Genomic DNA, 26454 nt, shown 5'->3' on the forward strand with positions numbered 1-26454 from the left:
ATGCAATTACACTCAATCGTAGATACGGCAAAGAAAAATCAAATATCAAGATATAAGACTCTACTGGCAATTGCTAAATTGCACGTAGAGGAAAATTCTATACCTAAAAAAGAACCTGAGTAGTTACTGTAAATATGCTATTTGTCAGTTTTTTATCATTTGCATTTTTTAATGTTATGTTTCAGTTGTTGTAACTACTCAGCCAAAAATACTGCTGAATATCAATAGTTTAAGAAGTTTAATCACGTCAAAAACAGAGAAACAAGCATTTTTTCTTACGTTTTGCATGGCATTCATGGAAATTTTATCAAATTTGTTGCTATAATCAACACAAATCGAATAAAATAACACTCTATTTGACTGAATAGTAACTCAGTTGTCTGTATTATTAGATTGCAAGAATTGTAAACGTAGCGAAAGCTATAAAGCTTAACAATATAGTTGTATTAAAAAAGTAACAAAAAAAATAGAAATACAAATGCGTATACTAGTGATTGAAGACGAAATAGGAATTTGTGATTTTCTCGCAAGTGGACTTGAAGAAGAAGGGTTTGAAGTAGTTGTTCAAAACAAAGGGAAAGGGGGCCTTGAATACGCTTTGAATGAAACGATAGATCTATTATTATTAGATTGGTTACTTCCAGAAATAAATGGATTGGATATATGCAAAGTGGTTAGAAAAAGCAAGCCCAACATCCCTATCATTTTCTTGACGTCCAAAGTCACTTATCAAGATACAATAGAAGGATTGAAAGCAGGAGCTATTGATTATGTAAAAAAACCATTTAATTTTGAAGAATTGTTACAGCGAATTAAAAATCATTTGAGTTTAAGAATGAACGAAGTTCAAATATTGGGAAATATAGAATTAAACAACTCTAATCGTGAGGTCTATGTTAATAAAGAGTTTGTTCATCTTACACAAAAAGAATTTGATTTATTGAAATACTTCATAGACAATAAAAACGCTATTTGTACACGCAATAAAATCATAGAGGAAGTCTGGAACATTGGCTTTGATTATGACACAAGTATTATTGACGTTTATATAAATTCATTACGCAAGAAATTGAAGATGAATAAAGACAGTAATTACATCCAAACGATAAGAGGTATTGGGTATATTGCAAAAGATTAGTATATGTTGTATGGTAAGATGAATTTATCATTTAAAAACAAGATAGCTTTTACTTGTGTATTGCTGATGACCTTATTGAATGTATTCCTTTCTCTTATTGTATATGAGTTAGTGAAGATACATTCTTATAATAGTATTGACAAGTTTCTTGAAGGCGAAATTAATCTTGTTACAGATAAATATAAGATTCAGAGTCATATAGTCTTTCCATCTACAATAATAGAATGGCAAGAAAAAGAACACAGGTCTATAGGAAGATATGCTGTTTTTATTCAATTTTTGAATGCCCAAAAGACTGTTATAGATAAATCACCTAATTTGAATGAGGAATGTTTAAATTTAGGAGAATATGAGAGTCATACATATTATAACTCCTATGTACATAACCTTATAATAAGACAAGTACATATTCCAGTTATTACGAATAGAAGTATCTCTGGCTATATAATCATCGCTACTCCTATTGAGGTAACATTGAGGGTATTAACTATATTAAAGTATTCTTTTTTGATAAGCTTTCCTTTTCTTATAATAATTCAGTATTTTATTTCTAGACATGTTGCTGCCAGTAGCATTAATCCGATAAGGAAAATAATTGATATTTCAAATCAAATATCGCATAAAAATATGTCATCAAGAATACCTTTATCAGAAAATAAAGATGAATTATATATTTTATCTTTTACTATAAATAACCTTTTAGATAGGCTGGAAAAAGTGATTGAAAGAGAGAAGTCTTTTATTTCATTTACCTCTCATGAATTTAAAACGCCGTTATCTGTTATCAAAGGTACTCTTCAAGTTTTAATTAGAAAGCCTAGAGAGATTAAGGATTACGAGCAAAAATCATTGTATTGCATTTCGCAAGTAGATAAACTAAATGATTTAATAGAGGGTTTATTATTACTGACTCAATATGAAACAAGTAAAAAATCATCAAATCCAGAGAAAGTAAATATAAATAAAGTTATAACCGATTCGTTGACAGAGTTTGATATGCAGATAAAAGAGAAAAATCTAAAATTAAATATTGAAAAAATTAACGACTATTCTGTTTATACTGATTACTTTATGTTTTTGACCATTATAAATAATTTACTTTCTAATGCTATAAAATATTCATTTAATACAGGAAGTATTGATATATATCAATCAATCGATTGCGAATTCATTTACTGCATGATAAGAAACTTTGGCATATCAATTAATGAACAAGAAGTGAAATCTGTTTTCAATCCGTTTTACAGGTCTAGCGTTAATGTGGATCATGCAATAAGTGGACATGGATTGGGGTTATCTATTGTAAGACAATTTTGTTTATTACTTGATATGGAGATTTCAATAGAAAGTGATGAAAGAAGTGGAACAATTGCTACATTGAAAATTCCACGCAGCCGCTCAATATGAGTGTAAATTTTATCGAATATATATTCTCCACCTGCAAAGGCTCGTTAGTGCAATGCATAAGGTGGTGCCATTAGCGAGCTACTTACAAACCTCTACCGGAACGAAGTGTCCCACTGCTGGAGGGTGCAGGCGGATTTCATCTATGGATGGTTAAAGCGGCGCTTGCAGTAGTATAAGTTGGAGTTGAGCGTAGAAAAGACTCCACAAGTGTATTGCTACCGTACTACTGCCCGCTTTCACGTGGAGAGTACAGACGTCTCGGCATCTTTCGTGTTTTTGAGTTACACTGTGAAACTCAATCAAGATTTCACAACCTGCGTTCACCGTTTGTCTACCGCGGATCAGACTTAAGTTTACCGAAGCAAAATCTTCTGTGGAAGAAAGCTCGCCATTGCTACGGTGGGACCTGGATAATCCGAATTTCTCTTTCATATAACAAAAGTTATTTATTATCAAAACGCTACGCTCTTTATAGGATAGAATTTTCTAAGAATTCATTATCACTCGTTTTATATAAAAAGCTCCATTTTGAAGTATAAATAAATTTAAGGTAATCTTAAGGGTGCTTTTTTTGATATCAGTAGAAAAACCCCTTATTTTGCATTCAGATAAGCAGAGTAAATATCTGTTTTGGTGTTTTCTATGTGTTCTTCTCTTTTTTTTTGTATATTTGTGACCGAAAGAACTAATAGCGTCATATAAATATAGAAAATATGGGAAAAGGATTTACGGAAAGTGAAAAGGTGATTATTAAGGATAAATTAAGAAAAGCTGCTGAAGATGCTCTTGTGAAAACAGGAATTAGAAAGACCTCGGTAGATGAATTGGTTTTAAAAGCAGGTATCTCAAAAGGGGCTTTTTATCTTTTTTATGAGACTAAGGAATTATTGTTCTTTGAAGTAATTGTAACTTTTCATGATAAGCTTCAAGCTGATTTTATGGAAATACTTAGACATTCAAAAGTCTTTGATGTAGATTATTTAACTGACACGATATTTAATTTATTAAAGAGAGACCAAGATTTCTTTGTTTCCATATTATCAAATGGAGAAATAGAATTTCTTCAAAGAAAACTTCCTATTGATATTATGGATAAACATTTCAAAGATGATGAAATCTTTTTTGATGAAATACTTTCAGTGTTATCAATAGATAGGTCTCGTGTTAAAGTATTCGCTAGTAGCATTAGGGCTATATTTATATTAATGTTATCTAAGAAAATGATTGGAGAAGATTATTTTGATGATACAATCAAATATTTACTAAGAGGCATGAATTTACAATTAATTGATTCGTAACAAAATGCAGCTTTGCTGCATTTGTAATATATATTTTTTTTAATCATACATGACTATTAATACCTACATAGTCATATATAAACACTGGTTGATATGGAACTAAAAGAAGAAACAAAAAAATCAAAGAGGGTCGCTATTACAGGTATAGGACTAATTTCATCAATTGGGAAAAATTATTCTGAATTTTCCAGAATTTTATTTTCGGAGGAGAATGGATTTAAAAAGTCTTCTTATCAAGAAAGAAATATAGGTGCGTCAGAATACGTAGGAAATATTGACAGTGAAGTTGTAAAAGAAATATCGAATTATTTAACTATACCATTCGAAAAAGTTATTAATGATTTACATAATCCTTCCTGTTTACCTTCAGATGGATATGTCAAAAGAGCTGAATTATTCTTGCTTTGGTCGTGTTTAACAGCTTTTGAAAATAGCAAGTTAAACACAACACATTTTAATTCATACGATGGCGGTATTTTTTTGGGAATAGATGCACAGAATGATGATTTCTTTCATTATTATAACTATTTCAAAAACACGAATCATATTAATGAAGATATTAATTTTGAAGATTTTTCTTCATTAGTAAAACAAAATATAGAGCAATATTATCCTTATTCTGGGCCATTTCATTTAATAGATAAGCTATTAGACAAGTTACCTTTTACAGGAGATATTGAATTATTAATGAATGGCTGTTCTTCTTCTAATGATTGTATTGGAACGGCTTTTCATAAAATAAGAAGTGGACAGTTGCAATATGCTCTATGTGGTGCTGTAGATATTCCACTTGATCCGCTTTATTATGCAATGTTTAATTCATTAAATATACTGTCAAAGCCATTATCGAAAAATGAGTGCCTAGTACCTTATTCGTCAGATCATTTCGGTTTTACTTTATCAGAAGGAGCAGGGATTGTAATGTTAGAAGATTACGAAAATGCACTTAATAGAGGTGCTTGTATATATGGTGAAGTTATAGGCTATTCTTCAAATATGGCAAATGCACATTTAACGAATTGCGATCCGGAAGGTGAATTGTATAGTGTATGTATTAAAAATGCTCTAATTGATGCAAATATAGAAGCTACAGACATAGATTACATCAATAGTCATGGGATATCAACAATACTTGATGTTTCCGAAACAAAAGCAATTAAGAGAGTTTTCGGGAGTAAGTCATATGACATACCTATATCTTCAACAAAATCTATTATTGGGCATAGCATGGTGGCTTCTGGTGTACTTGAATGCATAGCTATCTTAGCTTGTTTTGAAAATGAAAAAATTCATCCTACATTAGGCTTAAAAGTCGCAAAGAAAGATTGTGACCTTCAATACACACCACAACAAGCTATAAAGAAAACGATTAAAAATGCAATAAGCACCTCATATGCTTTTTTAGGGTACAATTCTTGTCTTGTTTTACAAAATAATAATATAAATAATGGAAAAAAATGATTTTATAAAAAGTAAAGTGAAAACTATCGTAGCTGAAATAGTTGGTATCGAAGAGTATAATGATCTGGATTCTTTAACGGACGATTTAGGTTATGATTCCATTGATTTTATGCAATTAAGGTCAAATTTGTCAAATGAGTTTGATATAGAGATAACCACTCAAGATTGGTTTAATTTCATCAATGAGATTCAATTAGAAGGCGCAGGTGAAATAACTCTTGAAAGAATTAATGAATGGGAGAATAAATTGTCGGAATATCACATCGAGGTTACTTCTGAGTTAATAGAAACCATAAAGCATCTTAGCCTTAAACAAGACTTGGATAGTTTGTCTGCAAGGATTGTTAGTCTTATAAATGTAAACACAATAACAATACTGTTAATTAAATTAATAAACAAATGAACATATTATTAGTAAGAGTACCTTTTCCTAAGATGTGCTTAGGTTTTAAAGGTTTAACGGAACTCGAACCACTTCAACTAGAATATTTAGCTGCTGAGCTAGAGGAATACAACGTTAAAATACTTGACACATGGGTAGATGGAGAAACAAAATTATTGAAAGAAATGTCCTCAAAAAAATGGGATATAATAGGTTTCAATAGTTCTGCTGTGCATATATTGCAAATGCATAAGTATGCGAAATATGCAAAAGCAGCAAATAGCAAAGTGTTAATTTTAGTTGGAGGAGAACAACCTACGATTAGTCCAGGAATGTACAATATTCCAGAAATTGATATTATAATATTTGGTGAAGGAGTTAGCAAGATAGGAAAAATAGTATCGGCATTTAAAAGTGGAAGTGGTTTTGAAAATGTTCCTGGTATTGCATATAGAAAAAATGGGACATTGGTTTTTGCAGAGAAGGATTCTGGATTGTCATGTTTTAACGATTACAAATTTCCGAACAGAGAGTTGTTAAGTAAATATAGAAATAGATATTTTCTTTATGGTGCTCGTTCCATTGCTACCGTAGTCTATTCTCTAGGATGCCCTCACAAGTGTAATTTTTGTTGTGTTTGGAGAAAACAAATTGGTGTACAAACGAGAAATCCGCAACTCATCATTGAGGAATTGAAAACCATTAAAGAAGAATGGGTGTTTTTTTGTGATGACAATTTTTTGGCAAATACTAATATAGAAGAATTTTTGGATTTATTGGAAGAGAATAATATCAGAAAAAGATATATTATTGAATGCAGTGCAGAATTAATAATAACTAAAGAGAAGCTAGTAGAACGATTTAGAAAACTTGGTCTTAGTACGGTTTTAGTTGGGCTTGAATCGTTTTCTGAAAAGGATTTGGAGTATGTCAATAAAGCAGCTTCCGTAGAGCAAAATATTCAATCTCTGTGTATTTTACGCAAATACAATATAGATTGTTTAGCTAGCGTGATTGTATATCCGCAATGGACTAAAAAAGACTTCGACAATTTATGGCAAAATATTAAGAGGGAAAAAATAACCTTCTTACATCTCCAGTGTCTTACTCCATATCCTGGAACAGAATTGTTTGACGAGACATTTGATCAAATAAATTCTTTTAATATGGATATTTATGATATGGAACATATGGTCTTGAATACGAGGATGTCTCTTAAAAGTTTTTATAGAGAAATAGCGAAGATATACATTAAGACATATAATCCAATAAGATTAATTACTCTTAATAGAAATTTGCCCTTTCCACTGAATCCTTTTCACAGAAGTGCTTATACTATGTTCAAGTTTATATACGGTATATTTCAGGCTCACAAACACAGTGAAGTAAAATGTGTTTTCGATAAATTTAAAACAATTGACGAATTTACGTTAAATAAAGACAGGAATCATGAAATCAGATAATATGGTAAATATTGAGCTATACGGAAATTTATCTTTTGAAATTTTTAATTCTATTGATTCGATTGATAAAAACAAATGGGATTCAGGAATAGAAAAAGATGATTTTTATATGAAATATGATTTTCTAAAAATAACAGAGAAAAGCGTATTAAATGTACATTCATATTATTATATAATAATCTTTGATAAAGGTGATAAAGTTGCTAATGTTGTTTTATTTTCAATCAAACTTGACCTTCTAAATTTGGTTAGTAATTCTGCAAAAGGAATAATTTCAAAAATTCGTAAAATTTGGAAGAACTCTTTTTTTATTAATACACTGTTTTGCGGATTGCCTGTTTCTATTGTTGATAATTCGATAAGAATATTCGATAAGAAATGCACGAGAGATATACTGTATTCAATTGATACAATTATTAAAAACATAATTAAAAATAAGAAGATTAAAATAACTTTTCTTAAAGACTTTACTGACGATGAGCTTGAATGGATTAAATGTATAGAAAACAAGTCATATAAACTTATATCAGGACTACCTTCGAATGATTTTACTATAAAATGGAATTCTTTTGATGAATACGTAAGGTCTCTTAGAGGAAAGTACAGAAGTTCGCTTCGGAAGGTTCTAGAAAAAAGGGACAAATTGGAGATAAGTGTTTTAGAAAATAATGATATTGTTTTCGATGATAATTTTTACAATTTATATGAGCAAGTAAATGGATCTTCTGAATTTCAATTGGAAAAACTATCTTCTGACTTTTTCAGAAAAGTTCTAAGTAGTAATAGTTTTTCAGCGAAACTTATAACAATAAAAAGAGAGAATATCTTACTTGGTCACATTAGTATTGTAGAATTACGTGATAAGTTTGTTCCGCTATTTATTGGATATGAAAAAATAGTGAACAATAAATACGATATATATTTTAATCTAGTTTACAAAATATTAGAGGTGGCCATGCATGAAAAAAAGAAAATTGTAAAATGTGGACAAACTGCTGATTTTTTCAAAAGAAAAATAGGATGTACACCTGTGAATGTGTGGTGGTTTATATATGTCACATCTCCGATTATACGTCCTTTTACTCGAAAAATATTCAGCAAGTTATTTCCTCCAATACCTGATTATAAATTTGAAATATTTGAAAAATGATTCAGTTAAAAAGTAGTGTAAAAAAAATGAAAGTTGATTGTAGTATAATCAACTCTATCATTAAAAACCGCCCTGCTATAGCAGCGGTTTTGATGACACATAGATGTAATTTGAAGTGCAAATTTTGTGTATTCTGGAAAAGGCCAGTTGACATAGAAAAGGAGATGAAGTTTGAAGATCACAAGAGATTTTCATCTATATGTAAAAAGTTAGGAGTTAGATCTGTTAATTTGGTTGGAGGAGAACCATTTGTTAGGAAAGACTTGTATGATATTGTGAGAATGTATAGTGAGGATCATATTGTTATTATAAATTCAAATGGAACTTTGATTAATCACGAAAATGCAAAAAGGATATGGGAAGCAGGACTTGATGTTATGAATATATCAATTGATGCTTTTCGTGAAGATATGCATGATGACTTCAGGGGTGTTGGGGTTTATCAAAAGGCTATGAGAAGCATAGAGTATTTAAAAGACACTAGGACAAGAAAAGACCAAAGAATTGCAATACAAGCTATTTATTCTCCACAAGTAGCAGACCAATTTAACGATTTCTTGACTTTTTGTGATAAACAAAATATTGAGTTTGCATGCAACCCCTATCGACCTGATGACAATCATCAAATAAAATTGGACTTCTCATCTGATTATAGTGCAGAATACTTATATGAACTTAAGCGAAAACATCCTTCATTTAAGATATCAGATTATACAATAAAAAAAACTGGAGAATTTATAAAAAATGGAGTAGTTCCAGATTGTAAGGCTGGCAAACAATTTTTTGTAATCGATCCATATGGAAATATTGTTATTTGTGAAAATTATGTAGAAGATAAAGATGTTCTTTTGAATATAAATGATCCCGATTTTACCATTGAAAAAATGAACAACCTTTTAGATTGCGCATATAAAAATAATAAATGCGAAAAATGCTATGCAAGAGAAAGAGGAGATATAGAATATCTGTATGATATGAGGAATTTGGTATGGATAAAGGATCTGTTATCGCAATCAAAATATTTTAAAAAGTTTTTTATTAACAAATAACTATGCTAAGAATACCAATTAAGTCCATAGGGAAAACCTTTTCAATAAAGAAGATTGGAGATGGATTGTGCCATTTTGACTTTAATAAAAGTAATACCATAACATTTGATAACACTGTTGGAAATAAAAAAAAGAAACAGTTTTATAAAAAAACAACTCTTTTATCATTGTATGCTATTAAGGAGGCATTGAAGTCGGCAAACATAGATATAGAGGCTTTTGACGGAAATCGTATTGGGTTATACACATTTGAAAAAGAGTCAAATAATTTTTGTATAGAAGAAACTTATAATAAAATGATAAAACTGTGTTGTTTAAGAAAAGTTTCTGAGAATACATTTAGTGATTCTATTACTCGGTGCTATAGTTTGAGTGATATGTTTAGATTAATGCCTAATTTATCAAATCACTTAATTTCTTCAGAGTTAGGTATTAATGGCTCAAATAAAACATACTTAACAGGAGAAGGAACAGATTTACAATCTATTATTGATGCCAGTAATGATATATATCACAAAAAATATGATATGGTTATTTGTGGATCATCAGCATTAAATTACTCTGTTTTGGAAAAAAAACAAATGTATCAGTATTACAATTATGAAATGCAGAATAAAGAGTTTGCAGACTCGGCGATCTACGCTGTATTAGGCAAAGAAGCTGATTCAGGATCTCTTTTTTTTAGAGGTGGAAGGTCCTTTTACATAAAAAAAGACTTCAGCGATACTCAAAAAAGACATTATTTTCACAGCCTATTTGACAGTTTCTATAAATCTAATCTTCTTAGCAAGGAAAATGTAGATCTAATAATATATGTGGATCAATATATGAATGAATCCACAAAAACAGAAATGGAGATTATGAAAGAAATATTTATTAACGCGAAAGTTGTCCAACCCGAAATAAACGACTATAATAGTATTAATAATGGATTTCTTTATTTGTTGCTTTTGTATAAAAATGTGTATAAATTTAATAATGCATTGCTGTTTCAGAAGAATTATAATGAGATAATAACATTTATAAATATAACAAAATAATCATGAATAAATTTGGATTTATCGCGCACCCAATGAACCGCGAAGAGTATCAATTTCTGAAATTAATGAATCATACTCAAAATTTTATAGACCTAAAAGGGTCGTTTCAATGTCTTAATAAGTTGATGGAAGAAACCGGAAATATTGGCCGGTTTATTGGGAAAAAAAGTAATGGTGTTGTCTTTCTTGAAATAGACTGCATTTCTACTCCGTATGGAAATACAAGCGGTATAATTTGTTGTTTACCAGTAATGCCGAAAGATATTTTAGAGAACCAAGCAAAATCATTTTTGCAAATAAAAGAAATTGCAGAGGATTTAATAAACGAGCATAATGTTGACATAATTGGCTTAGGAGGATTTACTGGTATTATTGGAAACAGAGGGGTGGATTTTAATGAATTGTTTCAAATTCCATTTACGACAGGAAATATATTTACTGCATATAACGGAATAGCAGCACTTAATCACTTAAAAGAATCTTATGATCTTGTTATTGAGAATTGGCCTGTAACAATAATCGGATTCCCGGGTAGTATCGCAACTCTCATAGCCGAAGTGTTATCTAAAAGATCAGGAGGAAAACAGCAATTGACTCTTGTAGGGAGAGGAACTGATAAATATTTGAATAAGATGATTTCAGAATCCAAATATCTTGGAGATAACGTAACTGTTATAAATAATCTCTGTGATGCATTAGACAAAGGGAAGATTATAATTTCAGCTACTTCATCTGGGGATATAATTGACACAAATAATCTAGCAACAGGCTCTATTGTAATAGACATAGCAGCTCCAAGAGATGTAATCAAGCCAATAGAAGGAAGAAAAGATGTTTTAATAGTTGATGGTGGGCGCTGCGGTTTTAATGAATTAGTTCGCTGGGATGATAATATATTTACGCGATTTATTAAAAATAATCTTTATGGTTGTATTTTAGAAACTGTACTATTGTCATTAGATAATAGACTGGAGGCATTTTCTGTTGGAAGAAATCTGAGTATAGATAATGTTGAAGAAATTGACATGATGAGTAAAAAACATGGTTTTATTATCTCTAATTTATATTCATTTAATGAAAAATTAGACAAAACAAGAATAAGATCATTTGTTAAAAAATATTTTTACTCAAATAATACTGAAATATCTCTATCTGATTTTGATATTGCAAAAAAGCAAACTTTGTCTGAAGCTATGGATAAATATAAATCTTATATAAGTCCAACCATTGCAGACTTATGGAATATGGCTGATTTTGCTAGATTATTTATTAGAGGTGAGGGGATAAATTTATGGGACGTTGAAGGTAATATGTATTATGATTTTGTTGCTGGCTATGGTTCTGTAAATTTCGGTCATAATAATCCGGCTATTATATCTGGAATAAAAAAGATGATAGACATGCAGGTTCCAAGTATTGTACAAATATCTCCAACTCTTGTAACTACTGCTTTAGCTGAGAATATAGCTCATCTCTTACCGGGAGATCTCGAAATTAGTTTCTTTTGTAATTCAGGAACGGAAGCTATTGAAGCTGCGATTAAGCTCGTAAAAAAACTTTCTAAAAAAAGATATATAGTATCTGCAACTGGTAGTTTTCATGGTAAATCATTGGGATCTCTGTCAATATCAGGAAAAGAGAAATATAAAAAATACTTCCGGCCATTATTGAAACATACCATAAATGTACCATTTGGAGATTTGGAATCTGTAGAAAATATTTTTATGGATAAAGATGTGGCTGCATTTTTTATTGAACCAATACAAGGGGAAGCAGGAGTAATAATACCGCCTGTTGGTTATTTGAAAAATATACGAAAATTATGTGATAAATATGACGTATTATTAGTTGTTGATGAAATACAAACAGGTTTTGGACGGACAGGTAAGAATTTTGCAATTGAACATGAAAATATTATTCCAGATATCATGACGATTTCAAAATCATTAGGAGGGGGACTGGTTCCCATTGGAGCATGTGTGACTTCTAAATACTTGTTTAAAAAGGCATATGGAAAATCTGAAAATTATGCGCTACACACGTCTACATTCGGTGGAAATAATTTTGCAGCTACAGCTGCGCTACAAGCGACAAAACTACTAATAGATGGGAAGTTTGCCGAAAAAGCGGATAGCAGAGGCAGGTATTTCAAAAGCAAGCTTATGGAACTTCAAGAGAAATATTCCATAATAAAAGAAGTAAGAGCCATCGGTTTAATGATTGGGATTGAATTTGACATGGACTATTGTGGCGGGTTAGATGAGATGAAAAGTCAAATAGAAAGTTATTTAGACGATGAATTTGATGACATGAAAGACTTACTTTCTAATGATCTATATAAAACTATAGACAGGTTTACAAATAGTATAACTGGTGATGTCGAGGTATATATGCAGAAAAATTTTACATTAATGATATCATCTTATTTACTGAAGGAATTTCGTATTTTGACATTTTCAACATTAAACAATCCCAATGTAATAAGAATACAGCCACCATTAGTAATTACTGACAGTGAGATTGATTATTTTATAAATGGACTTGAGTGTGTTATTAAAAAATTTTCTTTCACGAATATTTCTTAATCAACTAGGACAAATGACTTGCGATATAAACGTAGAATTATTAAAAGAAAAGATAAGAAATATACCTAATTTCCCGTATAATGGAATAAATTTTAAGGATATAACACCATTATTAAGTTCGAGAAACTATCTATATATATTAACAGAAATGCTTTTAGAAAAATATAGAAACAAAGGTATAACTAAGGTTATTGGCATCGAATCACGAGGTTTTTTTATGGCTTCAATTTTAGCATATGGATTAAATGCTGGTTTTGTCCCTATTAGAAAATCCGGAAAATTGCCTTTTGAGTGTTTTGAGAGAAAATATAAAAAAGAATATGGAGAGGATGTTATTCAGATACATAGCGATTCTTTAACTGCGGATGATATAGTTCTTATTCATGACGATTTGCTTGCTACAGGAGGGACTATACTTGCTGCATATGAGTTAGTCAAAAGCATGGGAGTAAAGCATATATATGTAAATTTTCTTGTTGAATTAACACATTTAAGTGGAAGATGTAAATTACCTGAAAATTTAGATGTATCCTCAATTTTTAAATTAGATAGTTGAAAACGTGTTTAAGAAACAGACTATTTTATTTATTCTATAAACAAAAAATAAATTAAAAGATTATGAGTTATTTATTCACATCGGAATCAGTATCCGAAGGTCATCCAGATAAAGTTGCTGACCAAATATCTGATGCTTTATTAGACGAATTTCTCGCCTATGATAAAAATTCTAAAGTTGCCTGTGAAACTCTTGTTACAACTGGGCAAGTAATATTGGCAGGTGAAGTGAAATCCAAAGCGTATGTTGATCTTCAAGAAGTAGCAAGAAATGTAATTAAATATATAGGCTATACAAAAGGAGAATATATGTTTGAAGGTAATTCTTGTGGTGTATTATCTGCGATACATGAGCAAAGCCAAGATATAAATAGAGGTATCGAAAAAAAAGATCCAATGGAACAGGGTGCGGGTGACCAAGGAATGATGTTCGGTTATGCAACAAATGAGACAGAAAACTATATGCCATTGTCGTTAGACCTTTCACACCGTATTCTTCAGGCTCTTGCTGATATTCGCCGGGGAGAAAAGGATATGACTTATCTGCGTCCAGATGCAAAAAGCCAGGTAACGATAGAATATGATGATATTGGAAAGCCTATACGTATTGATACAATCGTTATCTCCACTCAACATGATGCATTTATTTCTTCGGTAGATAATACAGAAGAAGCACAAGTAATTGCTGACAATAAAATGCTAGCAAAAATTAAAAAAGATGTTGTTGAGATATTGATGCCTCGAGTTATTTCTGGTATAAAAAATTCAGAAGTATTACAGCTGTTTAACTCAAGTATTATTTACCATGTAAATCCAACCGGTAAGTTTGTTATCGGTGGACCACACGGAGATACGGGATTAACAGGGCGAAAAATTATTGTTGATACATATGGTGGAAAAGGTGCACATGGCGGAGGGGCTTTTTCGGGTAAAGATCCGAGCAAAGTTGATAGAAGTGCAGCTTATGCAACTCGGCATATTGCTAAAAATTTAGTAGCCGCAGGTGTAGCAGACGAAATATTAGTTCAAGTTTCTTACGCAATTGGTGTAGCTGCTCCTGTTAATGTTTATGTCAATACTTACGGAAAATCTAAAGTCAGCTATACTGATGATGAAATTGCAGACAAAGTAAAGCAACTATTTGATCTGCGTCCGAAAGCAATTGAAGATAGATTAAAACTTAGAAATCCAATTTATTTTGAAACAGCTTCGTACGGTCATATGGGTAGACAGCCCAAAACAATAACTAAAACTTTTATGTCACGTTATCTTAGTGAACCTATTCAAATAGAAGTTGAGTTATTTACTTGGGAAAAATTAGATTATATAAATGTAATAAAAAGAGAGTTTAATTTATAAAACTCTTTGTATTTCGTCCCATGATTGGGGCGAAATACAAAGAGTAAATATTTAGCAGAATATAAAAACAGCATAATGAAAAAAAAAATATTATTCTTAGCTGCAATAAAGGAAGAAGTGGACTTGTCTTTCTTGGACAAGTATAAAAATGTATATTACTTATATACTGGTATTGGCAAGGTTAATTCAGCTATCGCATTAATGTACTATTTATCCCAAAGAGATAAGCAAAATTTTCATGTAATCAATATAGGAACATGTGGTTCTTCAATTCACAAAATAGGCGATGTTTTTTCTGTATCCGAATGTTGTGAATATGGTAGTAGCTTTGTTTCTGAAAGAATAAAACTTGTTGATATGTCCTGTAAAGTTCCTTTTTGTATAAAAAAGGAACTTATTTTATCTAGTGATTTCTTTATTTCCTCAAAGTCTATGAATTCTAAAGAGTTTTGTGAATTTAGCGAGACTTACTACAATTTTGATATGGAAGTTGCAGCAGAGGCTAAAGTCTGTGAGTGTTATGATATACCATTTTCTGCTTTTAAAATAGTATCAGATGATTTGACATCAACTATTGCTGATTGGAAAAAAATATTAAAAGAGTTGTCTCCAAAAGTAGAAAATATAGTAAGAACAATACTCGAAAACTATAAACTTACAAAGTTTTGAAAAATTAAAGGAATAAAGTTTTTTATGAATAAAAAGCATTGAATATTTTTGCATATTCAAAATAACAACTATATTTGTGACTCAAAATACTAAAATAGTCATATATAAATTATAAAAATATGATAATCTTAATGAAACAAAAAATTATTGTTTTGTTGTTTGCCGTTTTTCAAAGCATCCAACTCAGTTCCCAAAATCAGAATAATGGGATTAAATTAAATCAATGTTTAAATTTTGCATTGGCAAAAAATTACCAACTAAAACAAGCAAAATATGACAATGCAATTTCCACAGCTAAAACAAATGAAGTGCGTGCTGATATTCTACCACAACTAAATGCTTCGGCAAGGATAACAAATAATATTTCTATTCCAGTGGTTATACTCCCAGGTGAACTGTTAGGAAAGCCAAATACTACCATTCCTGTTGAATTTGGAAGTACTTATGAAGTGGGAGGAATGCTTGAGTTAAGCCAAGTGATATTTAGTCCAACTTTGTTTATGGGGATAAAAATAGCTAAAAGTGCAGAGGAACTTATTGCACTTAAAACTAATTTGACAGAAGAAGAATTGATTTATAATGTCAGTGTAGCTTTTTATGATATCCTTTATAATGAACAGCAATTATTAAGTATTGAATCGAATTTAAACACGCAAGATTCTTTATATAAAAAGACTGCTTATAAAGTAGAGCAAGATTTAACTCGTGAAATCGATTTAAGCAGAATAGGTGTAAATGTTGCTAATCTTGAAGTGCAAAGAAAACAGTTAAAGACTGTAATTGAGCAACAGATAAGATACTTTAATGTTTTATTGGGTATTCCTTGGGATACTCCATTGATATTAAATAATTCTTGCTTATATGATATAAATGTACCCAGTGAACTTTGTAGTGATTCTGATTCTTTATCTCAAAGAACAGAATTAACAATTATTCAAAGAAAACGCGATTTAGGGCATTTGAGTATTAAATCTATTAATAGCCAATATTTGCCTGATATTTCTCTTGTTGCCGCTGCAGGATATCTATTTCAGGATGAAAAATTTAAGCTATCTAACACAAATTCATGGTTCGATCACTCATTCATTGGACTTCGTATCAGTATTCCTGTTTTCGATGGATTACGAAAACAAAAACAAAAACAGCAAGCTAAATTCGAAATTTGCAAAATAGATGAAGAAATACAATTTACAAGACAACTAATAAATACGCAATTAAAAAATGCAAAACAATCAATGTTGGTAAATTATGAATCTATGAAAGTGCAAAAAAGCAATTTGCAATTAGCAGAGAAAATATATAAACAAAGTCGACTGCTGTTTAAAGAAGATTTATATAATGTGACTGATTTACTTTATACGGAAATGATTTTTCATGATGCACAAGTTAGCTACTGGTCAGAAATTATCAAATATAAGAAAGCTGAGTTAGATTTATTAAAAGCAAAAGGATTATTAAATACATTACTTAAATAACGATATGAAAGCATCAAAATTTTATCCGATTATCATAGGATTGGCCTTTATTGGAGTGATTATGGGATTACTATTTAATAACAAAAAGAAGATAGACGAAAAGGCTGAGCGGTCGTTGCAAACTAATGTCGCTATCCCAGTCTATGCATCAACTCCTCAATATATATCTGATACCACAAAAATAGAAGTTACTGGCAGAGTTATTTCCGAGAATGAGGTATTAATTGTATCTAAAACTCAGGGGCTAATATTGGAGAAATATAAAAAGGCAGGGGATGTTGTCAAAAAAGGGGATGTTATTGCGAAAGTTGAAGATAACATCATTTGCGATAATCTTCGTTTTGCTAAACAAAATCTTATAAAAGCAAGAAAGGATTTAGAACGATATCAATCCTTATTTAAGGCGGGTGTCGTTACTAAAACAGAGGTAGAAAGCATTGAAATTTTAATGAGATCAGCAGAAATCGCTGTTATAGAGCTAAAAGAGCAGTTAAAAAACACAATTATTTTTGCCCAAACTAATGGCATTTTAGAGAAAGATTTTTTTGAATTGGGAACCCTTGTTTCGCCTGGAAGCCCAATAGGTGAAATAGTTGATCCTAAAAAATTAAAATTGCACACAACTGTAAGTTCGGGAAATTTTATTCTTTTAAAAAAGAAGACTCCTGTCGTTTTTAAAATAGATGTGTATCCTAATAAGCTATTTAATGGTGAAATTGATTTAATTGGTTCCAAGAGTGATGAATCTATGACCTATGATGTCGGAATTAGTTTTAGCTTTGATTACTCGGATTTACTAAAACCAGGAATGTATGCATTTATAGAAATCAATATACCTAGGCAAGAGAATACTAAAATTTTAAGTATTGAACGCAATTGCATTGTGGGTAGTCTTAAAAATCCAAAGGTATATGTTATTCAAAGCGGGAAAGCCCACCTTACCGAAATTACAACGGGTAAAACAATAGGTGATCGTATAGAAGTGATTAACGGATTGACCTCTGGTGAGAAAGTTGTGAGTAACGGACAAATTAACTTATCTAATGGTATTTCTGTAACCGTATTATAATAAAATATTATGAAAATAGTAAAAATATCAATTACGCGACCTGTTGTCGTTATTGTTGCATCTATATTACTAACATTTTTTGGTCTCTTTTCATATTCAACCTTAAGTCAGGAATTATTTCCTCGAGTCGCAATGCAAACTATAATGATTGGAACACCTTATCCCGGGGCAAGTCCGCAAGAGGTAGAAAACTCTGTCACTAAAAAAATTGAAGATGCGATTTCTTCTTTAGAAGGAATTAAAGATATCAAATCTGTTTCAATGGAGAGCTTTTCTATGTCAATTATAAGGCTAAAATATGGTATTGATACAGATCGTGTGATGCAAGACGCACAACGAAAGATTAATGCAATAAGAGGAGATTTGCCAGGGAATGTAAAAGAGTCATCTATAGATAAATATGATTATGCTGAACTGCCGATCCTAAATGTAAGTGCAGTTGCCGATATACCTGATTTAAAATTTTACGATTTTGTGAAACATACTATTAAGCCTTCTATTGAAAGTGTTACTGGTGTGGCAAAAGTTGAATTGTTTGGTGGAAATGAAAGAGAAATTCAAATTAATTTAAGTGAGGATAAGTTGAGATTATATAGTTTATCTATTTTACAGATAACTCAAACTTTAATTAACTCCAATATAGACTTCCCTACAGGAAAGGTTGAAAATGATGAAAAACAAATATTAGTACGCCTTGAAGGGAAATATCAAAGTGTAAGTGACATAGAAAATGTTGTATTGAAAGTAACAGCAAATGGAGGTGTTGTTAAAATTAGAGATGTAGCGGATGTGTTTGATACACAGAAAAAAACAACAACGATAAACAGAGCCAATGGAATTAATTCCATTGGTATTAGTATTAGACGCCAAACAGATGCCAATGCAGTACTTATATCTAAAGAAGTAGAAAATATACTATCAGCTCTAGAACGGCAATATAGTTTGGAAAATTTAAAATTTCACATTGCTTTGAATGATTCCGAGTTTACTATTGAAGCAGTAAATTCGGTTATATTAGATTTGATAATGGCAGTAATTTTTGTTGCTATTACTATGCTTCTCTTTTTTCATAGTTTTCGTAATTCACTGATCGTTCTTATTTCTATTCCAATATCTCTTGTTTCAACATTTATTGTGATGTATGTTTTCGGTATCACCATAAATCTCGCAACGTTGCTGGCTTTATCTTTAATTATAGGAATTCTTATTGATGATGCAGTTGTAGTTGTAGAAAATGTACACCGCCATTTAGAGATGGGGAAAAACCGTATTCAAGCTACTTATGATGCGATTAAGGAATTGGGACTTACTTTGTTATCAACGACGCTTGTATTAGTTGTCGTTTTTATTCCTATTGCACTGACACAAAGCGCTGTTTCAGACTTGTTCCGTGGATTTTGTTACACTGCAGCAGCGGCGGTTTTATTTAGTACATTAGCATCATTTACTCTTGTTCCTTTTTTATCATCACGAATTGGTAAATTAGAAAAGATAAATAAACAAACATTTATAGGACGATTTATTAACTGGTTTGAGGAAGGTATTCAGAAACTTGCAATTAAAATACGGAAGTTATTGGCGTGGTCGTTTAACCATAAAATTGTAGTTTTTGTTTGTACTTTCTTGTTATTTATTTGCTCACTGATGTTAGTACCATTAGGATTTATTGGTACAGAGTTTGCAAGTATTGGAGATAGAGGCGAATTTTATTTAGACATTGAAATGCCTAAAAATTCGACAATTGAACAAACGAATTTACTAACTCATAAGGCAGAAGCTATAATTGATAAAAATCCGCATGTAACGTCCATCTTCACAACTGTAGGTGCAGAAGAAGATGGGTTAGTTCAACCATATTTGTCCGAAATACTCGTAAAAATATCACCTAATGATAAGAGGAATTTATCAACGGAAGAATGTGCAAGAGAAATAAAGAAAACTCTGCAAGAGCAGCTTGTAGGTGCCAAAATAATGATAGCTCAAAGTGCTATTACCGGAGGTAAGGATGTAGATCCAATTGAAATGTATGTTACAGGAAATAACGTTGATACTATATTAGTTGTTGCTGAAGCTATAAAAAACCGTATATCTCAAATCCCGGGAGTGATTGACGCTAAACTATCATTAGAAGTCGGAACGCCCGAAATCAATATTAAACCCGATAGAGAGAAAATGACGAGATTAGGTATTCCTTTTGAATTATTGGGAGCTTCCTTAAATAATGCTTTCAGTGGTAATCAAGATGCAAAGTTTAGAGACGGTAATAACGAGTATGATATTAATATTCAACTCGATAAATTTGATAGGAAAGATATTCAAGACGTTAAAAATTTCTCTTTAATCAATATGTTTGGTAATACTATTTACCTACACCAATTTGCCGAAATATCAGAGGCTGAAAGCCCCAGCAAAATAGAACGAAGAAATCGAATTCCTTCTGTTCGGGTTATAAGTCAAATTGCCGGAAGATCTGTTGGAGTTATTGGCGAAGATATTATAAAAGAAATAAATACACTTAAAATGCCGTCTTCTGTTTCTGTTGCATACGGTGGAGAAATGGAAATTCAAGATGAAGGTTTTGAAACTATTGGGTGGGCGTTTATTATATCCATTGTTCTCGTATATCTGATTATGGTGTTATTGTACAATGATTATATATATCCATTTGCTGTCTTATTTTCATTGCCTCTAGCTTTAATGGGTGCTTTAACAGCCATAGCATTGGCAATGGAAAATATAAGCATATTTACATTACTGGGAATGATCATGCTGATTGGTTTAGTCGCTAAAAATTCAATATTAGTTGTTGACTTTGCTAATCAGTTACAAAATCAGGGAATGAATGTAAAAGAGGCTCTGTTGGAAGCAACACAAAGAAGATTCCGCCCAATCATCATGACTGTCTTATCCACAATAGTCGGGATGTTGCCAATAGCATTGGCACAGGGGGCGGGTGCTGACTGGAAGAATGGTTTGGCTTGGGTACTTATTGGCGGATTGACCAGTTCGACTTTTCTTTCATTATTGATAGTGCCGCTTGTATACTATCTTTTAAATAGAGTTATGTTTAAATTTGGAATAAAGAGAAAGATTATAGATTTGAAGGACTAATATAGATTTCTCAAACCAAGACAATATTGTTGGTTTCTTATATAATTTATTGCATCGGAAAGAACTTTGATTATTTAATAGAGAAGGAAAACAAATGTCATGATTGATTTATAGGTTTATTTGTAAAATATTAGAATAGAAACAGTTAGTCTGGTAATAGCTAAAGGACATTACCAGACTTTTTCAATATTGAATATATACTTTGAATTTAACTCTTCGTCTACAGCTTTTTACGGATTGTTGCATAACAATTTTAACGCATTTTCTCTAATCTCCTTGATATATTGAATAAGGATGGTCGGATTCATATATTTGTTATCTCTTTTGCAGGCAATATGCAGATGTTTTCCCGTGCTTCGTCCTGTACTCCCAGTAATACCGACTACCTCTCCGGATTTGACCTCCTGCCCTTTCTCTACCCAAATACGGGATAGATGGCAGTAAGTAATCTGGAAGTTGTCGTGTGTGAGCATCACGTATTTTCCTGAACGCCGGTCTTCTCCGGTCTTTTTGACCTTTCCCATCATCATGGCATATACTTCGTCATCGGACGCACGCAGGTCAAGTCCATTGTGTTTTCGGTGCTTGCCCGTAAAAGGGTCTGCTCTCCAACCGAAGGGAGAGGTAACTACTAACTGTTTCATCGGGAATGAAACACTCATATAGTCTTCAATGCACCTTTTTTGCAAGCTGTCTTTTCCAGTGACATCTGGAATCTCTGCATTCGGAATAAGCGTTGGAGAAACAGACTTGTCCTGTATGGCAAGGGGATTGTTTGTGGAGTTGGTTGCGTGTGCCTTTTCTATTTGGTAGAGTGGGCGCTGCTTGCTGACCGTGTTGAATTGTCCTTGTGCGGGAATGGTTGATGCAAGCATTAAAAATACTAAAAACCCAGTAGATTTGTTCATGTAATATTCTTATAGTAAATAATAGCTCTTAAATTTGCGGCAAAGATAAATACGAATATTACAAATATGTAATTTATGAATATAAATAGAGTTAATGAAAAAGAGATTCCCTATCAGTCACTGGAAGAGTTTGGCTTGACCCGTAACATGATTAGCGACTTGCCTATGGATGTGATTTTACAAATCCTTTCCGGGCAACGCTCTCCCGTCCTGCCTATTGAGGTGGTAGGGGCAGATGGGCAAAAGGTACGGTCGAAAGCCAAGTTTTCCCTTGTGCGCTCGGATGCGGGAAAGGTAGATGTGGTTTTCCATCCTGTTTTCAAAACGATGGAAGATAGCCTTTGTGTAGTATCGAAAGATCCGTCTACCGGAAAAGAGAGCTTGGCGGTGGTCGATGCGCGGACACTCTATTCTCTTGATGTATTTAACGGGTTGAAGATGGGTAAGGTAATGATGGATTACAGTACTACCGGAGACGGCCGTCGCATCAAGTCCTTCCTGCAACTTGACCCCGAAACCCGTGAGGTACTCTCCGTACCATCGCAAGTAATCGGGCGGAATATTCAGACACTTGTAGGGGAGTTCAACCTAACAACAGCAGAAACCAATTGCCTGCAAAATGGGGAGGTACTGACGGTTTCGCAGGAAGATGAATTATTATCCATCGGCATTGACCTGAACTATCCGACCGGGCTTCGGTTGGAGAAAGGTGATGAACGACGGTGGAAGGAACGTGCCAGTCGCGAATGGAACTCATACTCTGTGGGTGTATTCGGTTGCTGGAAAATGGAAGACGGTGAACTGTCGTATATCGATGAAGACGATTATACAGAGGAAGTCTGGACGGAAATTGAGCGACAACGAAACTTCCGGAAAATAAACCAAGTTTCATTCAAAATGTAGTAATGACGTATAGTAGTAAAGTAGTAATATAGTAAAAAAGTAATTGTATGAAAAAGCAGTATTATTCAGAAGATGAACTGGTTGAGAAATTTCAAAAGGGTGAAATTGGTTGGTTGGAATATGTGACCCATCATTCCAAAGAGTGGGATGAAGAGTTTGCGGAGTTCGTCAAAGAACGAGGGCTTCCGACCGATAATGATTCCGCATTGAGCTTCCTTGAGTCTAAGGAGGCACAAATGGATTTCGCCCAATCGGAAGGCAACCTCTAATCATTTAAAAAAATAGAGTTTATCTCTATTTTTTTTGCCCTTTTTAGTTCGATTAATATATATGATAATATAATGGCACTTAGAAAGAATACAAATCCCAGTCCGGTGCAGTTGCATCCGGATTTTCTGGAATTGCTTGCTCGAAATGGTATGCGGGCGAATATCGTGGCGGGTGAAGATAACAAACCCCGGTTGATGGTGCAAGGGCACGATTCTCCCGTGCTGACTTATGGGCTGACTTCGGATCAGATCAAGAGGCTGACGGATTGGGGGAGCAATTACGCCAATAAGAGTGCTTACACTACTTTTACTGCTTTAGTTGAGAAAGATTTTAACCTGCCCAAAGACCTTGTACATGCCCGTAACGCAAACGGACGGGTTGCGATGGGGTTGCATGGCTACCGTATCGGAGCTGGTGAGTATGGCCGTCCTGAATATTCCGCACCTCCACGGGGATTCTGGGGAAGGATGACCGGTCTGCTGGGCTGGACACCTCGCAACCAGGAGGGTTTCCACTTGCGACGGATCGGGGGAGAACTGCAAAGGGGGGCTCCTATGGTACCTGACAGGCCCGATGGCCGGATGAAGCCGGGCGAGTTGCAATCGGGCGGTTATGGGTTCTATTATAAAGGGACTCCGACTGAAGAGCACCGTGGGGAAGATGTTGACCCTTTGACTGAACTCAAAGTGGTTTTTGCTCCTGTAAAGACAGTGACTGCTGAACCTGCCAAACCGTATAAGGAACTGGTTACATCACCGGTGTATTTCACCAGTGAGAAGTTTCGGGAATGCCTGGCATCCCACGGGATGGTTATTGACACAGAAAGTCGGACGCTCTCCGTTCAGCCGGAGAAGTCGGAGGTGACTTTGAAATATGATCTGACCGACCAACAACTGGCGACAATCACTTCGAACTCGCTGAAGAAAGTCGGTTTGGAGGAACGGCTGGAGGTGATTAACGGTCTACTGGCGGATGATTACGACGGCAAGGTGACGATGGAGATGCTGAACAGCACACAGCGGGTGAACCTGACATTGAAACCGGAGGTACGGCTACCGGAAGGAATGAACCTTACGGATGACGAAACGCTTCCGGATAAAACACAACTTCTGGATGATAGGCAGAAAGTGACGATTACGGCTGACGGAAAAGTGCTGCCCATCCTCTCGGAGATGGAGGGACGGCATTGGGAACAGGACGTGAAGGGTGGACGGGATGTTGTCCTGACAGGCGTGGTGGCTTATGAAAGCGAAGGGAAACATTACTTGCGAGCGGAGGTGAACGGTGAAACCTACATCCGACCCATTACCGCAGAACAGTTTAAGGAGCTGCATTACCGGACGGACGAAAAAAGGATAGCAATAGTGGATGAGTTGCTCAGCGGTATCTCCCTGAAAAGCGGAGATTACAAGGGAGAGGCGGTGAATGCAAGCAGTACGGATGCCTCCCGGCTGACAGTAATCAAGGATACGAAAGGCTGGTTCCGGGAGGGAAAAGACGGTCGTGAAATCCAGGTGGGACGGATAGGTGTACAGGCTTTGGAGGGTGGAAAGTACACTCTGTCCGGAGAGGTGGACGGCGAGGTGATTGCGCGCGAAATCTCCAAAAAGGAGTATGACAAGTTCCTTGCTATGGACGATTACCACCGGATGCGGCTTTTCTCTAAACTGTTTGAGGAAGTGGATATGAAAGAACGGCTGGGGGTTGGCTCCCGTATCACGGCTGCGCTGGCTGCCGGACTGACGGTGATGGGAGAACTGACCTACGGACAGGAACCTGAGGCGGGTTACCACCGACCCCACGGAATGGGGCAACCCGTGAGAGCCTACTTTAAGCCGGGTGTGGACACTCCTGAAGAGGTAGCCATGCGCAATTACGAGGCAGCGGTCAATACAGAAAATATACATAACGGATTAAGAAAATAAGACTTATGAGCGAACCAACTTACGAAGACTTCAAGAACCGTATCAGCATCAAAACCGTGCTGGAAGATGCGGGATATCACTTCAATCGCAGAGACGGTGTGAGATACCCCTCTTTTGTCCGTCTGGATAACGATGGACGTCGCATTCATGGAGATAAATTCATCGTTACAGGCAACGGTCTCTGTTGCTTCCGTCCGCCTGAACGGCGGAACTATACGGTCATCTCGTTTATACAGGAGCATCCGGAATTGTTTGCGGAGTATACGCCGGGAATGGATAAGAACCGATTGGTGAATCTGGTCTGCAACCGGTTGTTGGGGAGGGTTCCTTCCGGTGTTGACCGTGCCATCAAAGAATCCCGTCCGGCGGCAACGTTCGATTTCTCGAAGTATGAAGTGCAACCTTACGATACAACTGACTGGGCAACCCGGAAACGTTTCTATCCTTTTTTCATTCAACGCGGTTTGGACTTGAATACACAAGCGGCTTTTGCCGATCATTTCTTTATGGCGAGTTATACGGGGCGTGAGGACGGCAAGAAGTTCAGCAACCTGGCATTCCCGTTTCGTGTTCCGGGAGATGAACGTGTGGTGGGATTGGAGGAACGCGGACGACAGCAGACTGACCGCCCGACTTACAAGGGAAAGGCAGAGGGAACGAATTCAGTGGAGGGATTGTGGATGGCGAATATCGGTAAAGTTCCTCTTGACGAAGTTCGACGGGTGTTGTGGTTCGAGGGAGCTTTTGATGCGATGGCGTTCTATCAGATACAAAGGCTTGAAGGGAAAGAGATGAATGGCCTTTATCTTTCGACGGGTGGGAATCCCGGAGAAAAGCAATTTCAGGGCATTATGGATGCCTGCCCGAACGCAGTGCATCACCTTTGCTTTGATCGGGATGCTGCCGGACAGATGTTTGCCTGCAACTTCGCTGCCCAGAAGAGTGGTATGAACTTCAGTTCCTATTCGATGAAAGACGGTACGGTGGTGTTTGTGGATAAGACTACCGGTTATGACCGTCACCAAATGGCTCCGGATACGTTTTCGTATGGGGAATTTTGTAACCGGATGGGGCTTCACGATCCGCAGGTGGTTTACCATCCTGCCGCCAAGGGATACAAGGACTGGAATGACCAGTTATTAGGCAAACGTATAGAAAAGACAGAGGCGGAACCAGAGGTGTCTACTGGTTTTCGCCGTTGACACCGCAGCGCATCCAACTAAGAAGAATAACTGAT

The 26454-nt window shown here is 34.3% G+C and carries 21 protein-coding genes; 20 read left to right on the forward strand and 1 reads right to left on the reverse strand.

Features of this window, described 5'->3' with window-relative positions:
* The first annotated feature begins 490 nt into the window (after positions 1-490).
* The 16 genes from PHO71_RS09115 (at position 491) to PHO71_RS09190 (ending at position 21211) form a co-directional block, all read left to right on the forward strand.
* Complete coding sequence (locus tag PHO71_RS09115; RefSeq protein ID WP_300202037.1) at positions 491-1138, forward strand: response regulator transcription factor; 648 nt, start codon at positions 491-493, stop codon at positions 1136-1138.
* Positions 1139-1141: 3 nt separating this feature from the next.
* Positions 1142-2545, forward strand: a complete 1404-nt coding sequence (locus PHO71_RS09120; RefSeq protein WP_300202040.1) for a HAMP domain-containing sensor histidine kinase — start codon at positions 1142-1144, stop codon at positions 2543-2545.
* A gap of 713 nt (positions 2546-3258) precedes the next feature.
* Positions 3259-3843: a TetR/AcrR family transcriptional regulator gene (locus PHO71_RS09125; protein ID WP_300202043.1), complete on the forward strand. Its 585-nt coding sequence runs from the start codon at positions 3259-3261 to the stop codon at positions 3841-3843.
* Positions 3844-3936: 93 nt separating this feature from the next.
* A complete protein-coding gene (locus PHO71_RS09130) occupies positions 3937-5304 on the forward strand; it encodes a beta-ketoacyl-[acyl-carrier-protein] synthase family protein (RefSeq protein WP_300202046.1) in 1368 nt (455 codons plus the stop codon).
* The gene (locus tag PHO71_RS09135; RefSeq protein WP_300202049.1) at positions 5291-5707 is read left to right on the forward strand and encodes an acyl carrier protein; all 417 of its coding nucleotides are present in this window, start codon (positions 5291-5293) and stop codon (positions 5705-5707) included. The genes PHO71_RS09130 and PHO71_RS09135 overlap by 14 nt, the downstream gene beginning before the upstream one ends.
* Complete coding sequence (locus PHO71_RS09140; RefSeq protein WP_300202052.1) at positions 5704-7149, forward strand: radical SAM protein; 1446 nt, start codon at positions 5704-5706, stop codon at positions 7147-7149. Before PHO71_RS09135 ends, PHO71_RS09140 begins: the two co-directional genes overlap by 4 nt.
* Positions 7136-8299 (forward strand): hypothetical protein, encoded by a 1164-nt coding sequence (locus PHO71_RS09145; RefSeq protein ID WP_300202055.1) that lies wholly within the window; start codon positions 7136-7138, stop codon positions 8297-8299. The genes PHO71_RS09140 and PHO71_RS09145 overlap by 14 nt, the downstream gene beginning before the upstream one ends.
* A complete protein-coding gene (locus PHO71_RS09150) occupies positions 8296-9348 on the forward strand; it encodes a radical SAM protein (protein WP_300202058.1) in 1053 nt (350 codons plus the stop codon). The genes PHO71_RS09145 and PHO71_RS09150 overlap by 4 nt, the downstream gene beginning before the upstream one ends.
* 2 nt (positions 9349-9350) lie before the next feature.
* Complete coding sequence (locus PHO71_RS09155) at positions 9351-10388, forward strand: beta-ketoacyl synthase N-terminal-like domain-containing protein (RefSeq protein ID WP_300202060.1); 1038 nt, start codon at positions 9351-9353, stop codon at positions 10386-10388.
* A 2-nt stretch (positions 10389-10390) separates the two neighbouring features.
* Complete coding sequence (locus tag PHO71_RS09160) at positions 10391-12973, forward strand: aminotransferase class III-fold pyridoxal phosphate-dependent enzyme (protein ID WP_300202062.1); 2583 nt, start codon at positions 10391-10393, stop codon at positions 12971-12973.
* A 25-nt stretch (positions 12974-12998) separates the two neighbouring features.
* On the forward strand, positions 12999-13529 hold the full coding sequence (locus PHO71_RS09165; protein ID WP_300202405.1) for an adenine phosphoribosyltransferase: 531 nt from the start codon (positions 12999-13001) through the stop codon (positions 13527-13529).
* Positions 13530-13591: 62 nt separating this feature from the next.
* Positions 13592-14887 (forward strand): methionine adenosyltransferase, encoded by a 1296-nt coding sequence (gene metK, locus PHO71_RS09170; protein WP_300202064.1) that lies wholly within the window; start codon positions 13592-13594, stop codon positions 14885-14887.
* Positions 14888-14962: 75 nt separating this feature from the next.
* Positions 14963-15556, forward strand: a complete 594-nt coding sequence (locus tag PHO71_RS09175; RefSeq protein WP_300202067.1) for a hypothetical protein — start codon at positions 14963-14965, stop codon at positions 15554-15556.
* A 131-nt stretch (positions 15557-15687) separates the two neighbouring features.
* Positions 15688-17031 (forward strand): TolC family protein, encoded by a 1344-nt coding sequence (locus PHO71_RS09180; protein ID WP_300202069.1) that lies wholly within the window; start codon positions 15688-15690, stop codon positions 17029-17031.
* Positions 17032-17035: 4 nt separating this feature from the next.
* Positions 17036-18100 carry an efflux RND transporter periplasmic adaptor subunit gene (locus tag PHO71_RS09185; protein ID WP_300202072.1) on the forward strand — a complete coding sequence of 355 codons (1065 nt, stop codon included), beginning with the start codon at positions 17036-17038 and terminating at the stop codon, positions 18098-18100.
* Between the two features lie 9 nt (positions 18101-18109).
* A complete protein-coding gene (locus tag PHO71_RS09190; RefSeq protein ID WP_300202075.1) occupies positions 18110-21211 on the forward strand; it encodes an efflux RND transporter permease subunit in 3102 nt (1033 codons plus the stop codon).
* Between the two features lie 230 nt (positions 21212-21441).
* On the opposite strand, the gene PHO71_RS09195 is transcribed toward PHO71_RS09190, so the two are convergent.
* Complete coding sequence (locus PHO71_RS09195; RefSeq protein WP_300202077.1) at positions 21442-22119, reverse strand: M23 family metallopeptidase; 678 nt, start codon at positions 22117-22119, stop codon at positions 21442-21444.
* A 75-nt stretch (positions 22120-22194) separates the two neighbouring features.
* Between PHO71_RS09195 and PHO71_RS09200 the strand changes: the two genes are divergently transcribed.
* The 4 genes from PHO71_RS09200 to PHO71_RS09215 all read left to right on the forward strand — a co-directional run bounded on the left by PHO71_RS09200 (position 22195) and on the right by PHO71_RS09215 (position 26419).
* Positions 22195-23022 carry a DUF4099 domain-containing protein gene (locus tag PHO71_RS09200; protein WP_300202080.1) on the forward strand — a complete coding sequence of 276 codons (828 nt, stop codon included), beginning with the start codon at positions 22195-22197 and terminating at the stop codon, positions 23020-23022.
* 47 nt (positions 23023-23069) lie between these two features.
* Positions 23070-23291, forward strand: a complete 222-nt coding sequence (locus PHO71_RS09205; protein ID WP_300202083.1) for a hypothetical protein — start codon at positions 23070-23072, stop codon at positions 23289-23291.
* A 1002-nt stretch (positions 23292-24293) separates the two neighbouring features.
* Complete coding sequence (locus tag PHO71_RS09210) at positions 24294-25217, forward strand: hypothetical protein (protein ID WP_300202086.1); 924 nt, start codon at positions 24294-24296, stop codon at positions 25215-25217.
* A gap of 5 nt (positions 25218-25222) precedes the next feature.
* Positions 25223-26419 (forward strand): toprim domain-containing protein, encoded by a 1197-nt coding sequence (locus PHO71_RS09215; RefSeq protein WP_300202089.1) that lies wholly within the window; start codon positions 25223-25225, stop codon positions 26417-26419.
* The last annotated feature ends 35 nt before the right edge of the window (positions 26420-26454 follow it).

Origin of the sequence: Bacteroides sp. (assembly GCF_028690125.1) — a bacterium.
Lineage (GTDB): Bacteria > Bacteroidota > Bacteroidia > Bacteroidales > Bacteroidaceae > Bacteroides.

Bases quoted from the DNA above. Each gene is read 5' to 3' on its own strand.
- PHO71_RS09120 (WP_300202040.1), top strand. From the start codon at position 1,142: ATGTTGTATGGTAAGATGAATTTATCATTTAAAAACAAGATAGCTTTT.
- PHO71_RS09125 (WP_300202043.1), top strand. From the start codon at position 3,259: ATGGGAAAAGGATTTACGGAAAGTGAAAAGGTGATTATTAAGGATAAA.
- PHO71_RS09130 (WP_300202046.1), top strand. From the start codon at position 3,937: ATGGAACTAAAAGAAGAAACAAAAAAATCAAAGAGGGTCGCTATTACA.
- PHO71_RS09135 (WP_300202049.1), top strand. From the start codon at position 5,291: ATGGAAAAAAATGATTTTATAAAAAGTAAAGTGAAAACTATCGTAGCT.
- PHO71_RS09140 (WP_300202052.1), top strand. From the start codon at position 5,704: ATGAACATATTATTAGTAAGAGTACCTTTTCCTAAGATGTGCTTAGGT.
- PHO71_RS09145 (WP_300202055.1), top strand. From the start codon at position 7,136: ATGAAATCAGATAATATGGTAAATATTGAGCTATACGGAAATTTATCT.
- PHO71_RS09150 (WP_300202058.1), top strand. From the start codon at position 8,296: ATGATTCAGTTAAAAAGTAGTGTAAAAAAAATGAAAGTTGATTGTAGT.
- PHO71_RS09155 (WP_300202060.1), top strand. From the start codon at position 9,351: ATGCTAAGAATACCAATTAAGTCCATAGGGAAAACCTTTTCAATAAAG.
- PHO71_RS09160 (WP_300202062.1), top strand. From the start codon at position 10,391: ATGAATAAATTTGGATTTATCGCGCACCCAATGAACCGCGAAGAGTAT.
- metK (WP_300202064.1), top strand. From the start codon at position 13,592: ATGAGTTATTTATTCACATCGGAATCAGTATCCGAAGGTCATCCAGAT.
- PHO71_RS09175 (WP_300202067.1), top strand. From the start codon at position 14,963: ATGAAAAAAAAAATATTATTCTTAGCTGCAATAAAGGAAGAAGTGGAC.
- PHO71_RS09180 (WP_300202069.1), top strand. From the start codon at position 15,688: ATGAAACAAAAAATTATTGTTTTGTTGTTTGCCGTTTTTCAAAGCATC.
- PHO71_RS09185 (WP_300202072.1), top strand. From the start codon at position 17,036: ATGAAAGCATCAAAATTTTATCCGATTATCATAGGATTGGCCTTTATT.
- PHO71_RS09190 (WP_300202075.1), top strand. From the start codon at position 18,110: ATGAAAATAGTAAAAATATCAATTACGCGACCTGTTGTCGTTATTGTT.
- PHO71_RS09195 (WP_300202077.1), bottom strand. From the start codon at position 22,119: ATGAACAAATCTACTGGGTTTTTAGTATTTTTAATGCTTGCATCAACC.
- PHO71_RS09200 (WP_300202080.1), top strand. From the start codon at position 22,195: ATGAATATAAATAGAGTTAATGAAAAAGAGATTCCCTATCAGTCACTG.
- PHO71_RS09205 (WP_300202083.1), top strand. From the start codon at position 23,070: ATGAAAAAGCAGTATTATTCAGAAGATGAACTGGTTGAGAAATTTCAA.
- PHO71_RS09210 (WP_300202086.1), top strand. From the start codon at position 24,294: ATGCTGAACAGCACACAGCGGGTGAACCTGACATTGAAACCGGAGGTA.
- PHO71_RS09215 (WP_300202089.1), top strand. From the start codon at position 25,223: ATGAGCGAACCAACTTACGAAGACTTCAAGAACCGTATCAGCATCAAA.